Below are 17,954 nucleotides of genomic sequence, written 5' to 3'. Positions count from 1 at the left end.
GCTCATGCGCCATCTTCTGCTCGGTCTGGTCGTCGTCGCGGGGCTGTTCGCTGCTCCCGCTGTCCATGCCCAGGGGCCCGGGTCGGTCACGCTGCCCCCGGGGCCGCTCGCCTTCACCGAGGGCAACGGCTCCCCCGGCGGCGTCTACACCGTGCAGCTGAGCGGCCAGAACATCGATTTCCTCACCGGCGGCCTGCTGCCGTCGTTCTCGCCCAACGGGAAGCAGATCGCCACGGTCGGCCTCACCGGATCGGTCTACGTCTCGAACGTCAGCGGTGGCGGCGGGGCCAAGAAGGTCGCCTCCCAGGAGGGCATCGGGCTGAACTACGGCCCGGCGGCGTGGTCGCCCAACGGCAAGCAGCTGGCCTACACCTCGGGCGGCGACGTCTACGTGGTCAACGCGACCGGCGGGAAGCCCAAGCAGGTCTACAGCCAGAGCGCGTTCCAGAACGAGGCCACGCATCCGGTCTTCTCCAAGAGCGGCAACAGCGTCTACTTCATCGTCCTCAACGAGGCGGCCTCGGCCGAGGTGCCCTTCTACGAGGTGATGAGCGCGCCGGTGAACGGCTCCGGCAAGCCGGTGACCATCCAGCCGAGGATCCCCCCGGCGACGCCGTACTGGGGACTGACCCCGTTCTCCCTGAGCCTCTCGCCGTCGGGCAGCACGCTGGCCGTCACGCTGGCCCAGCGCGCGACGCCCGCGCCCGGCAGCAGCGCCGCGCCCTACACCGCGTTCGCTGTCGGCCTGTATCCGACCGTCGCCAGCGCCGCCTCCAGCCCCTTCGTCACCGTCGTGCCGGGCTTCAGCGCGGCCGCCTGGGCGCCGACCGGCTCCCAGCTCTGCGCCAACGACAGCTCGGGCAACCTCGACGTGATCGACACCAGCGGCAACATCAGCTCGACGCCGGTCGCGGCCAGCGCGAACCCGGCCGCCTGCACCTGGGTTCCGTAGGCGCAACTTGGCCGGCTGCCAGCGCCGACGACGTCCTCCGCCGCGGCACCGTCACGGCGCCTACGGCAAGTCCTTCGCCCTACCGACCTGAAAAGGGGGGGGCGAAAGCCCGACGTGCCTGCCCTTGTGGGCGTATGACGCCCATAACAGCAGGCACGTCATTGCCGAAGGACGCGCGGGTCGCCTGGATCGCGGCGCGGCAGCACGGTGTGATCCGTTCCGCCCAGCTCCTTGATGCCGGTGTTTCTCCAGACGGCGTGAAGCACCGGGTAGGTGCGGGGTGGCTGCACCGCATCCACCGCGGCGTTTTCGCCGTCGGCCATCGCGGGCTGACCCCGCGCGGCGTCTGGGCGGCCGCCGTCCTGTCGGCCGGCGATGGAGCGGCCCTGTCGCATCGCTCGGCCGCCGCGCTGTGGGGCATCTGGCCCGATGGCGACCGACCCGCCATCACCTCCAACGGGATCGACCGACGAGGCGCACCCGGCATCGAGACCCACGTCGGACGCCTGCACCCGGGAGACACGATGCGCGTCGACGGCATCCGCGTCACCAAGATCGCCCGCACGATCCTCGACCTCGCCGAAGTCCTCACCCTCGAACAGCTCATCGAGGTGATCGACAACGCGACGAACAACCGCCAGCTCCGCCCAACCCTCATGTCCTCGATGATCAAGCAGTCCCAGGGCCGCCACGGGCTCAAGCCCCTCAAGCAGGCCCTCCTGATCACCAGGCCCCAAGACGTCCTCACACGGTCAGAGCTCGAACGCCGCGCCCTCAAGCTCATCAACAAGGCCGGCCTCCCCAAGCCCGAGGTCAACCAACACCTCCACGGCTACGAAGTCGACCTCCTCTGGCGCCCCGCCCACCACATCGCCGAGCTCGACGGCCGCGAGTACCACGACCCCGAACGCGACACCCGGCGCGACAACAACCTCCTGGCCCACGGCTGGACCACCAACCGCTTCACCTGGCGCCAGGTCGTCAACGACCCCGACTGGGTCGTCGACTGCCTGACCACCTACCTCCGAAGCTGACTAGAGGTCGTCGCGGCCGACTTCCTGGTCGTCGGCTTCGAGCTCGTCGACCTCGGCGTCGTCCTCTTCGTCCTCGGCGGCGTTGAGCGTGCGCTCCGTGCCGGGGTGGTAGCGGACCTGGAAGCCCTCGATCAGCTCGTCGCGCGTGTTCTCGTCGACGGGGACCTCGTCGGCCACGAGGACCCACTCGGCGCCCTCGTACTTCTCCATGTTGAAGATCTCCTGGTCCATCTCCGGAGAGTCGTCGACGATCAGCAAGACCTCGGTCTGCGGATTGAAGTACGTGCCTGGTCGGTTGACCAGGTCTTCCAGTTCGAAGACGCGCGGATCTGCCATGTCGCGTTTGTACCAGGAACGGATCGCGGGGTCCCGGCTCAGCCCAGGGCGTCGAGCTGGCGGCGGACCTCGGCCTCGACGTCGAGCGGCTCCTGGCCCTTGCGCGCGCGGCGCGCGTTGCGCGCCACGACGAGCTCGCGCACCTCGGCCTCCAGCGCCTGGTCGACGATCGGCCGTTTGAGACGGGCCAGCTCCTCGTCGACGTCGCGCGGGGCCTGTCCGCGCCGCTCACGGCGGGCGTTGGCGGACTCGATCATGTCGCGGATCTCCGCCTCGGTGGCCGCGGCGACGGGCTTCTCGGGCGGCGGCCGGTCGATCGACAGCCCGCCCTGGCCGATCTCGTCGTAGGCCTTGTTGCGGGCCGCGAGTCCGGCCACGGCGACGATGATGGCCAGGAAGACCACCACGAAGACGACGATGCCGAAGGCGTCCTGCATGTGCGAATTGTGACGGACGTTCGTCCAGTTACGTTCCGGACGCGTCCTCTTGGGTACCCTATGCGTAGGTCGTTGACTGACGAGTCAATCGCACGAACGCCAAGAGAAGGATCAGCATGGTCGACTTCACCCTCACCGACGAGCAGAAGGCCCTCCGCGAGCTTGCGCACGACTTTGCCGAGAAGGAGATTCGGCCGGTCGCGTGGGAGCACGACAAGGACGGCAGCTGGCCCCAGGAGGTCTTTGACAAGGCCTGGGAAGTGGGGCTCATGAACACCCACGCGCCCGAGGAGTACGGCGGACCCGGTCTGTCGTTCCTCGACGGTTGTCTGATCGAGGAGGAGCTCTCCTGGGGCTGCTCCGGCATCACGACCTCGCTGGGCGCCAACGGCCTCGCGGCCGCCCCGGTCGCCCTCGGCGGCTCGGAGGAGATCAAGAAGGAGTACTTCACCGATCTCACCGAGAACCGCGCGCTGGCCTCGTTCTGCCTGACCGAGCCCGACGCCGGCTCGGACGTCTCCGGGATGCGCACGCGCGCCGTCAAGAAGGGCGACAAGTACGTCCTCAACGGCAGCAAGTGCTTCATCACCAACGGCTCCTACGCCGACTGGTTCACGGTCTACGCCAAGACCGACCCGGACGCCGGCCACCGCGGCATCTCCGCCTTCCTGGTCCACAAGGACGACACCGTCTCCGTGGACAAGAAGGAGGACAAGATGGGTCAGCGGGCCTCCAACACCGCGACCATCACGTTCCAGGACACCGAGATCGACGCGAAGTACCTGATCGGTGAGGAGAACAAGGGCTTCAAGCTGGCGATGATGACCCTGGACCGCACGCGCCCCGGCGTGGCGGCCATGGCCACCGGCATCTCCCGCGCGGCCTTCGAGTTCGCCACCGAGTACTCCAAGGAGCGCGTCCAGTTCGGCGTGCCGATCGCGATGCACCAGGCGATCCAGTTCATGATCGCCGACATGGCCACCAAGGTCCACGCCTCGCGCCTGATGACCTGGAACTCGGCCGTCCTGCTCGACCAGGGCAAGCGCAACACGCTCGAGTCCTCGCACGCCAAGCGCTTCGCCGCGGACTCCGCGATGGAGGTCACCACCGACGCCGTGCAGGTCTACGGCGGGTACGGCTTCATCAAGGAGTACCCCGTCGAGAAGCTGATGCGCGACGCGAAGATCATGCAGCTCTACGAAGGCACGTCCCAGATCCAGCGTCTGGTCATCGCCCGCGAGACGCTGCTGCCGCGCCGGGTGGAGACGCCCGCCGCCGTCTGAGCACGCGCTGACACAGCACTTCCGCTCCACAAACCGGAACCACAGGGCCCGCCACTCGGCGGGCCTTGTGCGTTGTGGGGGGCTCGCGGCCGATTACCGGGTACATGCGTGCCGTGTATCGCCTCCTCCTGCTGGCCCTGCTGTTCTCGGCGGCGGCCGCCCCCGCGTCCGCGCGCTCCTACGTGGAGCGCACGGGGCCGGAGACGACCAGCGGCGCCGTGATGGTGCTGCGCGGCGGGGGCTGGGTCGGTGACCAGCCCTGGAAGGTCGCGGCCACGCGCGCCACCGCGCGCCGCTTCGCCGCCCACTGGCTGACGCTCAACACCGACTACCGCTCCAACGCCGCCGGCTTCGACGACGTGCTGGCGCTGTACGACTACCTGCGGGCCGAGCGCGGGCCCGACTTCCCGATCTGCGTGTGGGGCTCGTCGGCGGGCGCGACCTGGGCGCTGCTGCTGGCCCAGCAGCGCGACGTCGCCTGCACGATCGCCGAGGCCGCGCCCACCGATCTGCGCACGGTCAGCCCGTTCCTGCGCCCGGCCGTCGGCTGGGCCTTCGGCGGCGATCCGGCGGTGCTCGAGCGCTACAGCCCGGCCGCGCACGCCGCCGACACGCACGGACCGGTGCTGCTGGTCAACGCCGATCCGGACCTGATCGTCGGGCGCGACCAGGCCGACGCGTTCCTGGCCGGGGCGCCCGACGCGCGCCTGATCACCCTGCCCGCGGGCGACGGCAAGCTGCTGCACGCCCACGCCGCGGTCGACGCGGGCGCGCTCACCGCCGCCTGGGACGACGAGGTCGCGTTCGTCGCCGACGCCCTGGGAGACTGAGATGCGTGCAGATCCCGATCGCCACGCTCCGTGCGATCCAGGCCGGCGAGGTGACGCTGGCCTTCCGCCGCTGGGAGCGCCCGCGCGTGAAGGTCGGCACGCGGATGCGCACGGCCGTCGGGCTCGTCGAGGTGCTGAGCGTCGAGCCGGCTGAGGTCGCCGACCTGACCGAGGCCGATGCCCGCGCGGCGGGCGCGCGATCGCTGGAGGCGCTGCGCGCCGCGGCGCCCAAGCGGGCCGCCGCCGGCCAGCCGCTGTGGCGCGTCGGACTGCGCTGGGCGGGCGAGGATCCGCGCGCGGCGCTGCGCAAGGATGCGGCCGGTCTGGACGAGGTCGTCGCCGCGCTGGAGCGGATCGACGCGCGCAGCACCCGCGGCCCATGGACGCGCGAGGTGCTCGAGCTGATCGGCCGGCGTCCCGAGACGCTGGCCGCCGATCTGGCCGCCGAGCTGGGCCGTGAGCGCCTGCCCTTCAAGGCCGACGTGCGCCGCCTCAAGGAGCTCGGCCTGACCGAGAGCCTGCCGGTCGGCTACCGGCTCTCGCCGCGCGGCCGCGCGGTCCTGGAGCGCGTCACCTTTGCCCTCTGACGGGGTATGTGTCGGTGAGATGCGCATCATCACCACCGCACGTACGAGCGCCTCCGCCGCGCGCTCCCTGCACCGTCACCGCCACGAGCTGCGCGACGGCGAGCAGCGCCGCGAGGGCCTGGCGCTCGTCGCCGCCGAGGTCGGGCACGAGCCGCTGAAGATCGCCGCCGAGACCGTCGCCGTGGCCGGCACCGCGCGCCTGGTCGCGGGCGGCATCGCCGCCGGCACGATCGCCGCCGGTGGGGCCACAGCCGTGGCCGCGCCGATCGTGGCCGGGGTGGCCGCCGCCTACGTGACCGGCAAGGCCGTCGACCACGTCCACGGCCGCTACACCAGCGGTCGGGCCACGGTGGCCGGCGATCTGAACCGCGTGCGCGGCGTCGTCGGCGCCGGCACGCGCCCCGTGCGCGGGCTGCTCGGCGGCGCCAAGCAGCGCTTCGCGCCGCCCATCGCATAGCGTCTGCGGCCTGCCCGCTCGCCGCTCCCGCAGCTCGACTGATGAGGCCGTCGCCGAGGCGGCGCCCCTGGAGGACGCGCGCCGGGCCGCGGGCGCACCCGCCGGCGGTACGGGATCGTCGGATCCGCTCGTCGCCGGCCTGCGTCGGGCCGGGCTGCTGCGGCTGCTCGTGCTGCACCTGTGCGGCCAGGAGCCGCGCTACGGCAACCAGCTGATGGAGCGCATCGGCGAGCTCAGCGGCGGGCTGCTGGCCGTCAACCCCAACACGATGTACCCGCTCTTGCGGCAGCTCGAGGCCGACGGCCTGATCGCGGGCGAGTGGGAGCACCCCGAGCGGCGCTCGCGGCGCTTCTACCGCGTGACCGAGGCCGGCGAGGCCCAGCGCGTGCAGCTGGCCCAGGAGATCGGGCCGCGGCTGGAGTCGGCGGCGACCGCGATCGACAACATCCAGGCGGAGCTGGCCTGATGCCCGCGGTGCGCGCCACGATCGCGGTGCCCGAGCCGATCTTCAACGCCGAGGAGCTCTGGTACGACACGTCGCGCTGGGCCGCGTTCGTCGACGGGTTCGGGCACGTCGTCAAGACCGAGGGCGACTGGCCCCGCGGTGGCGCGATCCTGTGGGACTCCCATCCCGGCGGCCGCGGGCGGGTGATCGAGGACGTCACCTGGTTCAGCCCGCGCGAGGGGCAGGACGCGTCGGTCGAGGACCCCAAGCTGACCGGCACCCAGCGCGTGCGCTTCACGCCCGGCCGCGTGACGATCGAGCTGGAGTACCGGTTGAAGGACTCGATGTGGCTGGTCGACCTGCTGTTCATCCGCGGCCAGCTGCGCCAGTCGCTGCGCCGCACCCTGCGCCGCTTCGCGATCGAGCTGAACGCCGAGCGCGAGCTGCACGGGGGCGGCCGCTAGCGAAACCGGTTCAGCGGGCCCTGCTCAGCCCGTCGAAGACGAACCACTCGGGGTAGCGGTTGCCGTGGCTGCCGTTGGGCAGGACCTCGTGGATCGTGGCCAGGTCGGCAGCGCTGAGCGCGACGTGGGCGGCGCCGGCGTTCTCGACGGCGCGGGTCAGGCTGCGCGTGCCCGGGATCGGGACGATGTCGTCGCCCTGGGCCAGGAGCCAGGCCAGCGCGAGCTGGCTGACCATGACGCCCTTGCTCTGGGCGAGCTCGGTCAGCCGGCGCACGGCCTCGGCGTTGCGCTCGTAGTTGCCCGGCTGCCAGCGCTCGTCCATGTCGCGGCGCATGTCGCCCTCCGGGTACTCGTCGGCCGGCTTGAGGTCGCCGGTGAGCATCCCGCGGCCCAACGGGCTGTAGGGCACGAAGCCGATGCCCAGCTCGCGGACGGTGGGCAGGATCGCGTCCTCGACCTCGCGCTCGAAGATCGAGTACTCCGTCTGGACGACCGAGACGGGCGTCACGGCGTGCGCGCGGCGGATCGTCTCGGGCGCCGCCTCGCTCAGGCCGAAGTAGCGGACCTTGCCCTCCGCGATCAGCGCGCCGACGGTCTCGGCCACGTCCTCGATCGGCACGTCGGGGTCGACGCGGTGCTGGTAGAGGACGTCGATCACGTCGGTGTCGAGGTAGCGCAGGCTGTTCTCGGTCACCTCGCGGATGTGGTCCGGTCGGCTGTCGAAGCCGCTGTAGTCCGCGCGGCTCATGTCGAACCCGAACTTCGTGGCCACGATCACCTCGTCACGGAACGGCTGGATCGCCCGGCCCACCAGCTGCTCGTTGGAGCCGGTGCCCATCCCGTACAGCTCAGCCGTGTCGAAGAAGGTCACGCCGGCGTCGTACGCGCCGCGGATGGTGGCGATCGCCTCGTCCTCGGTGCTGCCGTCGCCGTAGGCCATCGTCATCCCCATGGTTCCGAGGCCGATGGCCGAGACCTCGAGTCCCTGCCTGCCGAGCGTTCTGCGCTGCATGTCGTGCTCCTTGGATCGATGGCCGAACCAAACTGTTTGGTTTGGCCTTGGTCGAAGGTAGCATGCGGGGCGTGGGTGACTCGCTGACTCCTCGGGAACGCGTGCTCGCGGCGGCCTTCGCGGAGTTCGCCGCCCACGGCGTGGCGGGCGCGCGCATCGACCGCATCGCGGCGGCGGCCAGGACGAGCAAGGAGCGCGTCTACGCGTACTTCCGCTCCAAGGACGAGCTCTACCTGGCGGTGGTCGCCGAGATGGTCCGCGAGACGATGGACAACGTCGGCCTCGACGTCCACGACCTTCCCGGGTACGTCGGCGCGGTCTTCGACTTCTACGTCGGCCACCCGGAGTTCCTGCGGTTCGTCGCCTGGGGCCGCTTGGAGCGCCCCGACGGCTTCGGCCCGGACGCCAGCGCCGCGACCGAGGCCAAGGTCCGCACGCTCGCCGAGGCGCAGGCGGCGGGCGTGCTGCCGGCGGACATCCCGGCCCGCGACCTCCTGATCCTCCTGTTCCAGGTGGCGACCGCCTGGCTGACCGCCGTGGAGCACCACGGCGACCTCGACTCCACCGATCCGGCCGTGATCGCAGAACGCCGGGCGGCGGCCGTGGCGATCATCGCGCGGCTGGTTCCGGCGGGCTAATACGCTGGGGCCCATGTTCGTCTTCAAGGCCGCCGTCGTCGGCGCCGGCACCATGGGAGGCGAGATCGCGCAGACGATCGCCGCCGCCGGCATCCCCGTCCTGCTCAAGGACGTCGACCAGAAGTTCGTCGACGTCGGGCTCGCCAAGGCGCGGGAGGTGACCGCCGCCCAGCAGGGGCGACTGGTCAAGAAGGAGAAGATCACCCAGGAGCAGGCCGACGCCGCCGTGGCCGAGGTCCTGGGCCGCATCACCGGCACGACGTCCTACGACGGGTTCGGCGATGTCGACTTCGTGATCGAGGCCGTTCCGGAGCGGATCGGCCTCAAGCAGGCGGTCTTCCAGGAGCTCGACGCGGTCACGCCCGGCCACGCGATCCTCTCGTCCAACACGTCGTCGCTGTCGATCGCCGAGATCGGCGACGCGACGACGCGCCCCGACAAGGTCGTCGGGTTCCACTTCTTCTACCCGGCGTCGATCATGCCGCTGCTGGAGATCGTCGAGGGCGACGAGACCGCGCCGGAGACCACGACCGCGGCGATCAACTTCGCCCAGGCGATCAAGAAGCAGCCGATCACCTGCGCTGAGGTGCCGGGCTTCGTGGTCAACCGGATCCTGACCTCGGCGCTGAGCGAGATCTTCCGCGTCCAGGAGGAGCGGGGGCTCTCGATCAAGTCGATCGACGAGGGCGTCGGCGCCAAGAACGTCGCGCCGATGGGCCCGTTCTTCCTGATCGACCAGCTCGGCCTGGACACCGTCCACCACGTGGGCGAGTACCTGGCCGAGTCCTACGGCGACGAGCGCTTCTACGTCCACCAGGGCATGAAGCAGCTGGTGGCAGACGGCAAGCTGGGCGCCAAGACCGGCGGCTCGGGCTTCTACGCCGACGGCGAGCCGCAGCTGCCCGGCGACGCCGAGGCCGATCCCGACGAGCTGGCCGAGCTGTACATCCTCAAGCTGCTGCTCGAGGCCTGCCTGGTGCTCGAGGAGGGCGTCGCCCAGACCCGCGCGATCGACCTGGGCCTGATGGCCGGTGCCGGCCTGGACCCGCGCCGGGGCATCCTGCCTCCGCTGATGCGGGCCGACATCGAGGGGCTCGACGCGTCGCTGGAGCGGATGGAGAACGCCGCCGAGAAGTACGGCGAGCGCTTCACCCCGCCGGCGATCCTCACGCGCCTGGTCGGCCAGGGCCGCCTGGGCCAGAAGTCCGGACAGGGCTTCTTCCCGTGGCCGCGCCCCGACGAGGGCTGGGGCGACGGCCCGGTGCAGCTGGAGACGCGCGGCAGCACCGCGATCGTCTGGCTGAACAACCCGCCGGCCAACTCGATCGCGCCCGCCGTGGTCGAGGGGCTGCGCAAGGTCTGGGACCACCTGCAGACGACCGACGTGCGCGCGATGGTCATCGCCTCGGGCAACCCGCTGCTGTTCAGCGCCGGCGCCGACATCAAGGCGTTCACGACGTTCGACGCGGCCAGCGGTGCCGAGTTCATCACCACCACGCACGCGCTGTTCCGCGAGTTCGAGCGGTCGTCGATCGCCACGATCGCCGCGGTCAACGCGCTGGCCTACGGCGGCGGCTGTGAGCTGGCGATGGCCTGCGACGTGCGCGTCGCCGCCTACTCGGCGCTGTTCGCCCAGCCCGAGATCAACCTGGGGATCATCCCCGGCTTCGGCGGCACGCAGCGGCTGCCGCGGCTGGTGGGCGCCTCCAAGGCCCTGGAGATGAACCTGACCGGCGACGCGATCACCGGCGAGGAGGCCTTCGAGTTCGGGCTGGCCGGCGAGGTGGTGCCCGACCACGAGCTGCTCGACGCCGCGCTGGCCTGGGCGCGCAAGCTCGGCTCGCAGGCCCCGCTCGCGCTGCAGCAGATCAAGCAGATCAGCGCTGCCGGCGACCTCGACGAGGGGCTGGCCGCCGAAGCGGGCGCGTTCGGGACGATCTTCGCCTCGGCCGACGCGCGCGAGGGCATCGGCGCGTTCCTGGGCAAGCGCAAGCCGGAGTGGCAGGGCAGGTAACGCAACTGGCGGCGCTGCTGCGCGCGGCGGACTCCGTCGTCGCGCTGACCGGCGCGGGGATCTCGGTGCCCTCCGGGATCCCCGACTTCCGCTCGCCGGGCACCGGGCTCTGGGAGGACGTCGATCCCATGAAGGTCGCCCACATCGATGCCTGGCGGGAGGACCCGGAGCGCTTCTGGTCGTTCTACGGCCAGCGCTTCGACACGCTGGAGGACAAGCAGCCCAACGGCGCGCACGCGGTGCTGGCCGAGCTCGAGGCGCGCGGCGTGCTCGATGCCGTGGTCACGCAGAACATCGACATGCTGCACCGCAAGGCGGGCACGCGGCGGCTGATCGAGGTGCACGGGACGATCGAGTCGTCGGTCTGCCTGCGCTGCGGCGCCCGCTACGCGCTGGCCGACGTGCGCGAGCGCCTGGCCGATGACCCGGCCGGCGTGCCCCGTTGCGACTGCTGCGCGCCGCTCAAGCCGGGCGTCGTCCTGTTCGGCGAGATGCTCCCGCTCGGCGCGATGGAGGAGGCCAGCGAGCTGGCTCGGCGCGCGGACGTCCTGCTCTGCGTCGGGTCCTCGCTGGAGGTCTGGCCGGTGGCCGGCCTGGCCGACGTGACCGCCCGCAGCGGCGGCGCGGTGGCGATCGTCACCCAGGGCCCGACCCCGTTCGACGACGTGGCCACGGTCAAGCTCACCGGCGACGTGGTCGCCGAGCTCGAAGCGGTGCTGGAAGCCCTCTAGGTCCCAGCGCGGTCCTCGAGGCCGACGGTCTCGCGCAGCTCGCCGGCGCGGTCGCGCAGCTGCGGGTTGGACTCCATCAGGTCGGCCAGCGCCCCGGCGATGATGTTCAGCTTCTCCTGGGCCGCGTTGGAGTCGCGGCGACCGGCGTTCTCCAGCAGCGCGACGAGCAGCAGCGTGACCACGCTCGTGATCGTGTGGATCACCACCTGCCACGACTTGGCGTCGGGGAACAGGGGATAGGAGATCAGCCACGCGCCGATCACCAGCACGCAGACCAGGAAGAACGGCGCCCGGCTGACCCGGGCGTGGGTGGCTTCGACGAAGCGATCGAAGCGGCCGGCGCTGGCCGGCGAGGCGGGGGAGCTCACGCCGAGCACCATACGGTTCGCCCGATCCCGACTGGGTCAGTGGACGATGGGGCGTGTCGGGCGCTAGCGATCGAGGACGACGTGCGCCTGGCGGATGTGGCGCACCGCCGCGTCCATGTGGGCGCGGAACTCGATCATCCGGCGGCTCGGCTGACGGATCTCCAGCCACGCGCGGTCGGCCTCGTCGAGGGTCGCCTCGCACTCGGCCACGCGCGCTGCGTCGATCCATGCTTGTGCTGAGTCCATCGAACATCAGCGTGCCCGTAGGAACTCATTCGTTCACATGGGCCGTCCGGATTAGAACAACTCAACCGCCAGACGTGACGGAGCTCAGCCGGCTGGACAGCGCGGCAGCCTCAGACCAGCGGGTCGCCCGCGGGCGGTGGCGCGCCGTGGACGCGATGGCGCCCGAGGTGGTGGTACTTGGCTCGCGCCGGGTCGTGCAGCGTGTGCGTGCGCGCGTTGCGCCAGTGGCGGTCCAGCCCGTGCCGGCGGTCGGCCGCGCTGGCGCCGGAGACGTCGAAGATCGCGGTGGCCACCTCGAGCGCGAGCTCGCCGCCGAACGCCTTGGCCGCCGCGGTCTGCAGCCGCGCGTGGGTGACGGCGTCGGCGTCGCCCGGCTCGGCGTCGGCGATGTCGATGGCCCGGCCCGCGTCGGCCAGCAGCGCCTCCGCGGCGCGCACCTGCGCCTCCAGCCGGCCGATCAGCTGCAGCAGGTGCGGGTCGTCGGCGGCGCGCTGCACGCCCGCCTCGCGCCAGGGCCGCGCGTGGGCGCGCAGGAAGGCGGCGCCGTCGTCCAGCGCGCCGCGCGCGATGCCGACGTCGACCGCGGCGTGCATCAGCTGCCCGAACGCGCCGTGGGTGTCGGCCGGCTCACCGCCGAACGGGCGGCGCAGGACCCAGACGTCGTCGACCGCGACGTCGGTGAAGGTCGCGGTGCCGCTGAACGTGCCGCGCTGGCCGAAGGCGTTCCAGTCCTGGTCGACCTCGACGCCGGGGGCGTCCCGCGGGACGTAGACGATCGCCACGGCATCGTCCTCGTCGAAGGCGAAGACCGGCACGATCTGGGCGGTCAGCGCGCCGGTGGCGTAGTACTTGCGCCCGTTGAGGCGACCGCCGGCCAGGCGCGTCGTCCAGTCGCGAGCCGTGTGCCCGCCGCGCTCCGACAGGGCGTTGCCCAGCCGCGCGCCGGCCAGGAACTGCGGGAGGAACAGGGCGCGCTGTGCGGCGCTGCCGTAGCGGATGATCGTGTCCACGAACTGGACGTGGTTCTGCGGGATCTGGCCGATCGCGGGATCGGCGGTGGAGATCACGCGGAAGACCTCGGCCACCGTCTCGGCGCTGACCTCGCCGCCGCCGAAGGCCCGCGGGACGCGCATGCCCAGCAGCCCGGTGGCGGCCAGGTCGGCCAGCTCGGCGTGCGGGAGCAGGCCGCCGGCGTCGCGCTCCACCGCGCCCGGCGCGATGCGCGCCGCGTACCCGGCGGCGGCGGTGACCGCCTCCTGGTCGGAGGCGATCACCGCGACGTCCGCCGCGATCACTGCGGGTTGATGTACTGGTTGAACGTCGGGATGAAGACGTCCTGGGCCTTGACCGGCTTGGTCACGATCCCTGCGGCGACGAGCTCGTCGATCACCGGCTGCTCGTGGTCCCAGAAGGCCTGATCGATCTTCTGGAAGCCCTGCGCGCCGCGCGCGTAGGTGGTCTTGATCGCGCTCTCGCTGAAGCCGAGCTTCGGCGCCAGCAGCTTGGCCTGCTCGTCCGGGTTGGCCTTGATCCAGCCGAAGTCGTCGGCCACGGCCTGCAGGACCGCACCGATCGCCTCCGGCTTGTTCTTGATCGCGTCGGCCGTGGCGACGTACGGGTACAGGTTCTCGACGCCCTGGTCCTCGTAGGTCGAGATGACCCGGCCGCCGGTCTGCTCGACGAGGTCGGCCAGGTTCGGGTCGATGCTGTAGTACGCGTCGACCTGGCCGCTCTCGAACGCCTTGTTGGCCGCCGGGCCGGCGATCTCCACGATCGTGAAGTCGTCCTCCTTCAGCCCCTCCTGCTTGAGCAGGTGCAGGAACCCGGTGTAGGAGTTCGTCGACTTCAGGAAGGCGATCTTCTTGCCCTTCAGGTCGGCCAGCGAGGTCGCCGTGCTGTCCTTGGGCACGAGCAGGCCGCCGTTCTTGGCGTTCGGCTCGGTCACGGCGACGGCCTGCACGTTGCCGCCGTTGACGTAGGACTGCACCGCGCCGACATCGCCGATCTCGGTCAGGTCGATCTTGCCGCTGTTCAGCGCGGTCAGCATGTCGGTGAAGACCGGGAAGTACTTGTATTCGATCTTCACGCCGTCGGGCTGGACGTTGCGCGCCCACAGCGTGCTCAGGTAGCCGAAGTTGCGGGGCACGCCGACGGTGATCGTCTGCGTGGCCGCCGACGACGACGCGGCGGTGGCGGAACCGGTGGTGGCGCTGCCGCTGTCGTCGGACGAGCCGCAGGCGGTCAGGCCCAACGCGGCGACGGCGGCCAACAGGGCAGGGAGACGGGTGCGTTGCATTGCGGAAGGTCCTTCTTCTGGTTTCGGTGAGGGGTGGGTCAGGCGGGGACGGCGCCGACGAGCTCGCGGGCCGCGCGCAGCGGGCCCTCGTCGAGCCACTCGTGGACGTCGAAGGTGTTCTCGATGTAGCCGTGGGCCAGCAGGAAGTCGCGCTGGGACTCGATCGCGGCGACGAGCTTGGGATCCAGCGACGGCTCGAGGTTGGCGTGGATGTCGAGCGGATAGCCGGGCAGCACGAAGTCCTCGGCGATGCCGACCTCGTGGGCGATGATCCGCCGCGTCTGCACCGCGTTCTCCTTGGCCCACTGCGCCGCGCGCAGCGTGGCCGCGACGTAGCGGGCGACCAGGTCGGGACGCTCGTCCAGCAGCGCGCCGCTGACGGTCAGCGCGGCCGGCGTGATGTTGTTGATCTTCAGCTCGTCGTCGTCGGCCCCGGCGATGTCGAACACCACGTCGACGCCGACCAGCGCCTCCAGGTCCGGGCCGCGGCCGCCGGCGATGTAGATCGCGTCGACCTCGCCGCGCACCAGCGCCAGCACCTCGGCGCGCTGCAGGCGGCGGTTGGACCAGGCGCCGAACAGCGAGCCGCTGTGCGAGGCCTCCTCGGCGGCGCTGAAGCCCGGCCGCAGGTACTGCTCGGTCACGGGCAGGTCCACGAGCGTGACGTCGTCCAGCGACAGGCCGACGTGGCGCAGCACGCCGTCGAAGCCGCGCAGCGAGGTCGCGTGCCAGAAGTCGATCTGGTCGTTGACCCGGCGGGCGATGCCCAGCCGGCGGCCCTTCAGCCCCTCGGGACCGGAGATCCCGCTGCCCGACAGGGCGACGATCGCCTGGTACTGGTGGGCCCACGACAGGCCGATCAGCCGCACGTCGCTGCCCCGCGAGCGCGTCCAGATCGGCGGGATGTTGCCGCCCTGGCGGAACGAGTCCGGCTGGGTGTGGTCGAAGTGCGACTCGCGCACGGCGTCGTCGGGCTTGGAGCGCAGCGACGCGACGGTGATGCCGTCGGCGGCGAACTCGTCGTCCAGCCAGCCCTGGGCGATGGCCAGGCTGGAGGCGGTCGGGACGGGGCAGCGGGTGTACCACAGCTCGGTCACGGCACGGGAGGTCACGGACATGGGGGTCTCCTTGCGGGGTCGGGGTCAGGCGGCCGCGGAGAGGGTCCGGGCGCGGACGCGCGGGATCACCTCGGTGCCGAAGCGCACGACCTCGGCCTCCAGCGGCTGGAACTGCAACATGAAGAGCTCGATGCCGGCCGCCGAGAAGCCAGCGATGCGGTTGGCGACCTGCTCGTAGCTGCCGACGAGGCCGGCCAGCGTGCCGCCGTTGGTGCCCACGCGGGGCTGGTCGGCGTTGACCTTCATCATGGCCACGGCCTTGTCGGTGCCGGTGATCAGCCGCGAGCGGTCGTCGCGCCCGCTGAGCTCGAGCAGGTGCTCGAACTCCGCGCGCGCCTCGTCCTCGTCCTCGCGGGCGATCACGAAGGCGGCCAGGCCGAAGCGCAACGGGTCGCGATCACGCGGCCGGCGGCGCAGGTCGTCGATCAGGTCGACGGTCTGATCCAGCGGACGCCCGTTGATGAAGAACACGTCGGCGTCGCGCGCGGCCAGCCGGCGCGCCGCCTCGGACTCGCCGCCGAAGTACACGGTCGGGCCGCCCGGCCGGGTCGGCGGGTGGCGCAGGTCGAGCTGGCGCAGCGGGAAACGCTGGCCGAAGCCGTCGACCGGGCCGCCCTCCCACAGCGCGCGCACGTCCGACAGCCACTCGCCCGACAGCTCGTAGCGCTCGTCGTGGGGCGGCATCTCGATCCCCAGCTCGTCCATCTCGGTGGCGAACCAGGCCGACACGAGGTTGATGGCGAAGCGCCCGCCGCTGATGTCGTCGATGCCCAGCGCCATCTTGGCCAGCACCGCGGGGTGGAACAGCAGCGGCTTGATCGCGGCGATGATCTCGAGGTTCTCGGTGGCCTCGGCGATGGCCGCGGCGGCCGTCCACGTCTCCAGCGTGGCCACCGCGGGGTTGCTGGGGTTGACGATGTGCTGGGCCAGCAGCGTGGAGTCGAAGCCGTGCTGCTCGGCCAACCGCAGCAGGTCGCGCGTGCGGCGGTAGGAGGAGTCGACGGGCTCCTCGGGGTTGGTGCGGGCGCCCCACGTGCCGTACACGGGGGCCCACACGCCGAATCGGGGGTGGTGAGTCATCGGACCTTCCTGGATGTCAGTCGGTGTGCGCGCTGAGGGCGGCGTCGATGTCGGAGACCCCGAGGTCCTCGAGGATCCGCACGCGCAGCTCCTCGAAGCGGGGGTCCAGCCGCGACCGGGGCCGCTGCATCGACACGTCGATCAGGTCGGCGACGACGCCGCGATCGAGCACGGCGATGCGGTCGGCGAGCAGGATCGCCTCCTCGACGTCATGGGTGACCAGCACGATCGAGAAGCCGCGCTGAAGCCACAGGCCGCTGACCAGCGCCTGCATGCGCAGCCGCGTGAGCGCGTCCAGCGCGCCGAAGGGCTCGTCGAGCAGGAGCACGGAGGGATCGCGGGTCAGCGCTCGGGCCAGCGCGACGCGCTGGGCCTCGCCGCCGGACAGGGTCGTCGGCCAGGCGTCGGCGTGGTGCTCGAGGGCGACGTCGGCCAGCGCGGCCAGCGCGCGCTCGCGCCGCTCGGTCCTGCTGCCCGGGACGCCGAAGACGACGTTCTCCCACACCCGCGCCCAGGGCAGCAGGCGCGCGTCCTGGAAGCCGAAGGCCACGCGGCCCTCGACGTCGATCTCACCGGTGTAGCCGTCGTCCAGGCCGCCGATCTCGCGCAGCAGGGTGCTCTTTCCGCACCCGCTCTGGCCCACGATGACCAGGAACTCGCCCTGCTGGACGGTCAGGTCGACCTGCGTCAGGACGGCGCGATCGTTGAAGGAGCGGCCGACCCCGCGGACCGCGACGGCGCTCATGAGATGAAGTCCTTGCGCCAGGGCAGCAGGCGCCACTCGATCAGCCGGACGAGACCTTCGAGCAGCAGCCCGAGCAGCGCGTAGATGACCAGACCCATGACGATCACGTCGGTCTGCAGGTACTGCTGGCCCTGCATGATCAGGTAGCCGATGCCCTTGTCGGCGTTGACCGTCTCGCCGATCACCAGCGACAGCCAGGCGATGCCCAGCGAGAAGCGCAGGCCGACCAGGAAGGCCGGCAGCGCGCCCGGCAGGATCACCTTGGTGATCACGCCCCAGCGGCCCACGCCGCAGGCCTTGGAGAGCTCGGCGAAGCGCGGATCGACGGCTCGGATGCCCTTGTGGAGGTTGAGGTAGATCGGGTAGATCACGCCGATCACGACGAGGCCGACCTTCACGCCCTCGCCGATGCCCAGCCACACGATCAGCAGCGGCATCAGGCCCAGGAAGGGCAGCGAGCGGATCATCTGCATCGGGCCGTCGACGATCTCCTCGCCGAAGCGCGAGAGGCCGGCGATCAGGCCGAGCGCGGTGCCGATCGAGACGCCGATGGCCAGGCCGATGACGACGCGGCGCAGCGAGGTGAGGATCGAGGGGCCGAGCTGGCCCGACGTCCACGAGTCGACGAAGGCATGCCACACCTGGACCGGTGAGGCGAGCGTGCTGTCATCGATCCAGCCGGCCCAGGAGGCGACCTGCCACAGGACGACGAGCAGGATCGGCACGAGCGAACGGCGGGCGATCATCGCCGCCCGGCGGCGGCCGGTGCGCTTCCGGGCTGGGCGGGAGGGGGTCAGTGAGGCGGGGTGGGCGGTGCTGCTGACGGCCCCGGCCTCGTAGGCGGTCTGGCTCACGTTTTTCAACGTGGCACGGATTTCTGC

Annotated in this window: 22 protein-coding genes; 11 read left to right on the top strand and 11 right to left on the bottom strand. The window is 71.3% G+C overall.

Translation table 11 applies throughout. The features are described 5' to 3' along the window. Window positions 1–4: 4 nt before the first annotated feature. A complete protein-coding gene (locus ACZ5UI_RS14400; protein ID WP_464187926.1) occupies window positions 5–952 on the top strand; it encodes a TolB family protein in 948 nt (315 codons plus the stop codon). A gap of 161 nt (window positions 953–1,113) precedes the next feature. Beyond that, on the top strand, window positions 1,114–1,986 hold the full coding sequence (locus tag ACZ5UI_RS14395; RefSeq protein WP_464187924.1) for a type IV toxin-antitoxin system AbiEi family antitoxin domain-containing protein: 873 nt from the start codon (window positions 1,114–1,116) through the stop codon (window positions 1,984–1,986). Here the strand turns inward: ACZ5UI_RS14395 and ACZ5UI_RS14390 are convergent, their stop codons facing one another. Together ACZ5UI_RS14390 and ACZ5UI_RS14385 are read right to left on the bottom strand one after the other, a co-directional pair. After that, a complete protein-coding gene (locus ACZ5UI_RS14390; protein WP_464187922.1) occupies window positions 1,987–2,322 on the bottom strand; it encodes a hypothetical protein in 336 nt (111 codons plus the stop codon). It abuts the gene before it with no gap. Window positions 2,323–2,360: 38 nt separating this feature from the next. Further along, a complete protein-coding gene (locus tag ACZ5UI_RS14385) occupies window positions 2,361–2,759 on the bottom strand; it encodes a hypothetical protein (RefSeq protein ID WP_464187920.1) in 399 nt (132 codons plus the stop codon). Between the two features lie 116 nt (window positions 2,760–2,875). On the opposite strand from ACZ5UI_RS14385, the gene ACZ5UI_RS14380 reads away from it, so the two are divergent. The 6 genes from ACZ5UI_RS14380 (at window position 2,876) to ACZ5UI_RS14355 (ending at window position 6,825) form a co-directional block, all read left to right on the top strand. Further along, window positions 2,876–4,042, top strand: a complete 1,167-nt coding sequence (locus tag ACZ5UI_RS14380) for an acyl-CoA dehydrogenase family protein (protein WP_464187918.1) — start codon at window positions 2,876–2,878, stop codon at window positions 4,040–4,042. Window positions 4,043–4,155: 113 nt separating this feature from the next. Next, window positions 4,156–4,872, top strand: a complete 717-nt coding sequence (locus ACZ5UI_RS14375) for an alpha/beta hydrolase family protein (RefSeq protein ID WP_464187916.1) — start codon at window positions 4,156–4,158, stop codon at window positions 4,870–4,872. Window positions 4,873–4,877: 5 nt separating this feature from the next. After that, on the top strand, window positions 4,878–5,459 hold the full coding sequence (locus ACZ5UI_RS14370; protein ID WP_464187914.1) for an ASCH domain-containing protein: 582 nt from the start codon (window positions 4,878–4,880) through the stop codon (window positions 5,457–5,459). Window positions 5,460–5,478: 19 nt separating this feature from the next. Further along, window positions 5,479–5,916, top strand: a complete 438-nt coding sequence (locus tag ACZ5UI_RS14365; RefSeq protein WP_464187912.1) for a hypothetical protein — start codon at window positions 5,479–5,481, stop codon at window positions 5,914–5,916. A 169-nt stretch (window positions 5,917–6,085) separates the two neighbouring features. Then, the gene (locus ACZ5UI_RS14360) at window positions 6,086–6,382 is read left to right on the top strand and encodes a PadR family transcriptional regulator (protein ID WP_464187910.1); all 297 of its coding nucleotides are present in this window, start codon (window positions 6,086–6,088) and stop codon (window positions 6,380–6,382) included. Next, a complete protein-coding gene (locus ACZ5UI_RS14355; RefSeq protein WP_464187908.1) occupies window positions 6,382–6,825 on the top strand; it encodes an SRPBCC family protein in 444 nt (147 codons plus the stop codon). Before ACZ5UI_RS14360 ends, ACZ5UI_RS14355 begins: the two co-directional genes overlap by 1 nt. A gap of 10 nt (window positions 6,826–6,835) precedes the next feature. Here ACZ5UI_RS14355 and ACZ5UI_RS14350 read toward each other — a convergent pair whose 3' ends face one another. Next, window positions 6,836–7,837, bottom strand: a complete 1,002-nt coding sequence (locus ACZ5UI_RS14350) for an aldo/keto reductase (protein ID WP_464187906.1) — start codon at window positions 7,835–7,837, stop codon at window positions 6,836–6,838. 71 nt (window positions 7,838–7,908) lie between these two features. On the opposite strand from ACZ5UI_RS14350, the gene ACZ5UI_RS14345 reads away from it, so the two are divergent. The 3 genes from ACZ5UI_RS14345 to ACZ5UI_RS14335 are packed head-to-tail and all read left to right on the top strand — an operon-like array spanning window position 7,909 to window position 11,220. Next, on the top strand, window positions 7,909–8,475 hold the full coding sequence (locus ACZ5UI_RS14345) for a TetR family transcriptional regulator (RefSeq protein WP_464187904.1): 567 nt from the start codon (window positions 7,909–7,911) through the stop codon (window positions 8,473–8,475). Window positions 8,476–8,488: 13 nt separating this feature from the next. Next, window positions 8,489–10,489 carry a 3-hydroxyacyl-CoA dehydrogenase/enoyl-CoA hydratase family protein gene (locus tag ACZ5UI_RS14340; protein WP_464187902.1) on the top strand — a complete coding sequence of 667 codons (2,001 nt, stop codon included), beginning with the start codon at window positions 8,489–8,491 and terminating at the stop codon, window positions 10,487–10,489. After that, window positions 10,474–11,220, top strand: coding sequence for an SIR2 family NAD-dependent protein deacylase (locus ACZ5UI_RS14335; RefSeq protein ID WP_464187900.1), 747 nt, complete (start codon window positions 10,474–10,476; stop codon window positions 11,218–11,220). Before ACZ5UI_RS14340 ends, ACZ5UI_RS14335 begins: the two co-directional genes overlap by 16 nt. Here the strand turns inward: ACZ5UI_RS14335 and ACZ5UI_RS14330 are convergent. From ACZ5UI_RS14330 to ACZ5UI_RS14295, 8 genes are all read right to left on the bottom strand, one after another. Continuing rightward, window positions 11,217–11,588: a low affinity iron permease family protein gene (locus ACZ5UI_RS14330; protein ID WP_464187898.1), complete on the bottom strand. Its 372-nt coding sequence runs from the start codon at window positions 11,586–11,588 to the stop codon at window positions 11,217–11,219. The genes ACZ5UI_RS14335 and ACZ5UI_RS14330 overlap by 4 nt on opposite strands. Before the next feature lie 63 nt (window positions 11,589–11,651). Further along, the gene (locus ACZ5UI_RS14325; protein WP_464187896.1) at window positions 11,652–11,834 is read right to left on the bottom strand and encodes a hypothetical protein; all 183 of its coding nucleotides are present in this window, start codon (window positions 11,832–11,834) and stop codon (window positions 11,652–11,654) included. 110 nt (window positions 11,835–11,944) lie between these two features. Next, window positions 11,945–13,129 (bottom strand): SfnB family sulfur acquisition oxidoreductase, encoded by a 1,185-nt coding sequence (locus ACZ5UI_RS14320; protein ID WP_464187894.1) that lies wholly within the window; start codon window positions 13,127–13,129, stop codon window positions 11,945–11,947. After that, on the bottom strand, window positions 13,126–14,103 hold the full coding sequence (locus ACZ5UI_RS14315) for an ABC transporter substrate-binding protein (protein WP_464187892.1): 978 nt from the start codon (window positions 14,101–14,103) through the stop codon (window positions 13,126–13,128). The genes ACZ5UI_RS14320 and ACZ5UI_RS14315 overlap by 4 nt, the downstream gene beginning before the upstream one ends. A 65-nt stretch (window positions 14,104–14,168) precedes the next feature. After that, complete coding sequence (locus ACZ5UI_RS14310; RefSeq protein WP_464187890.1) at window positions 14,169–15,248, bottom strand: ABC transporter substrate-binding protein; 1,080 nt, start codon at window positions 15,246–15,248, stop codon at window positions 14,169–14,171. A 24-nt stretch (window positions 15,249–15,272) separates the two neighbouring features. After that, complete coding sequence (locus ACZ5UI_RS14305) at window positions 15,273–16,328, bottom strand: LLM class flavin-dependent oxidoreductase (RefSeq protein WP_464187888.1); 1,056 nt, start codon at window positions 16,326–16,328, stop codon at window positions 15,273–15,275. 16 nt (window positions 16,329–16,344) lie between these two features. Further along, window positions 16,345–17,073: an ABC transporter ATP-binding protein gene (locus tag ACZ5UI_RS14300; protein ID WP_464187886.1), complete on the bottom strand. Its 729-nt coding sequence runs from the start codon at window positions 17,071–17,073 to the stop codon at window positions 16,345–16,347. Further along, window positions 17,070–17,927, bottom strand: coding sequence for an ABC transporter permease (locus ACZ5UI_RS14295; protein ID WP_464187884.1), 858 nt, complete (start codon window positions 17,925–17,927; stop codon window positions 17,070–17,072). Before ACZ5UI_RS14295 ends, ACZ5UI_RS14300 begins: the two co-directional genes overlap by 4 nt. Window positions 17,928–17,954: the final 27 nt, after the last annotated feature.

It is taken from the genome of Conexibacter sp. JCM 18997 (genome assembly GCF_055391915.1).
This window is presented reverse-complemented; position numbering and strand designations above follow the sequence as displayed.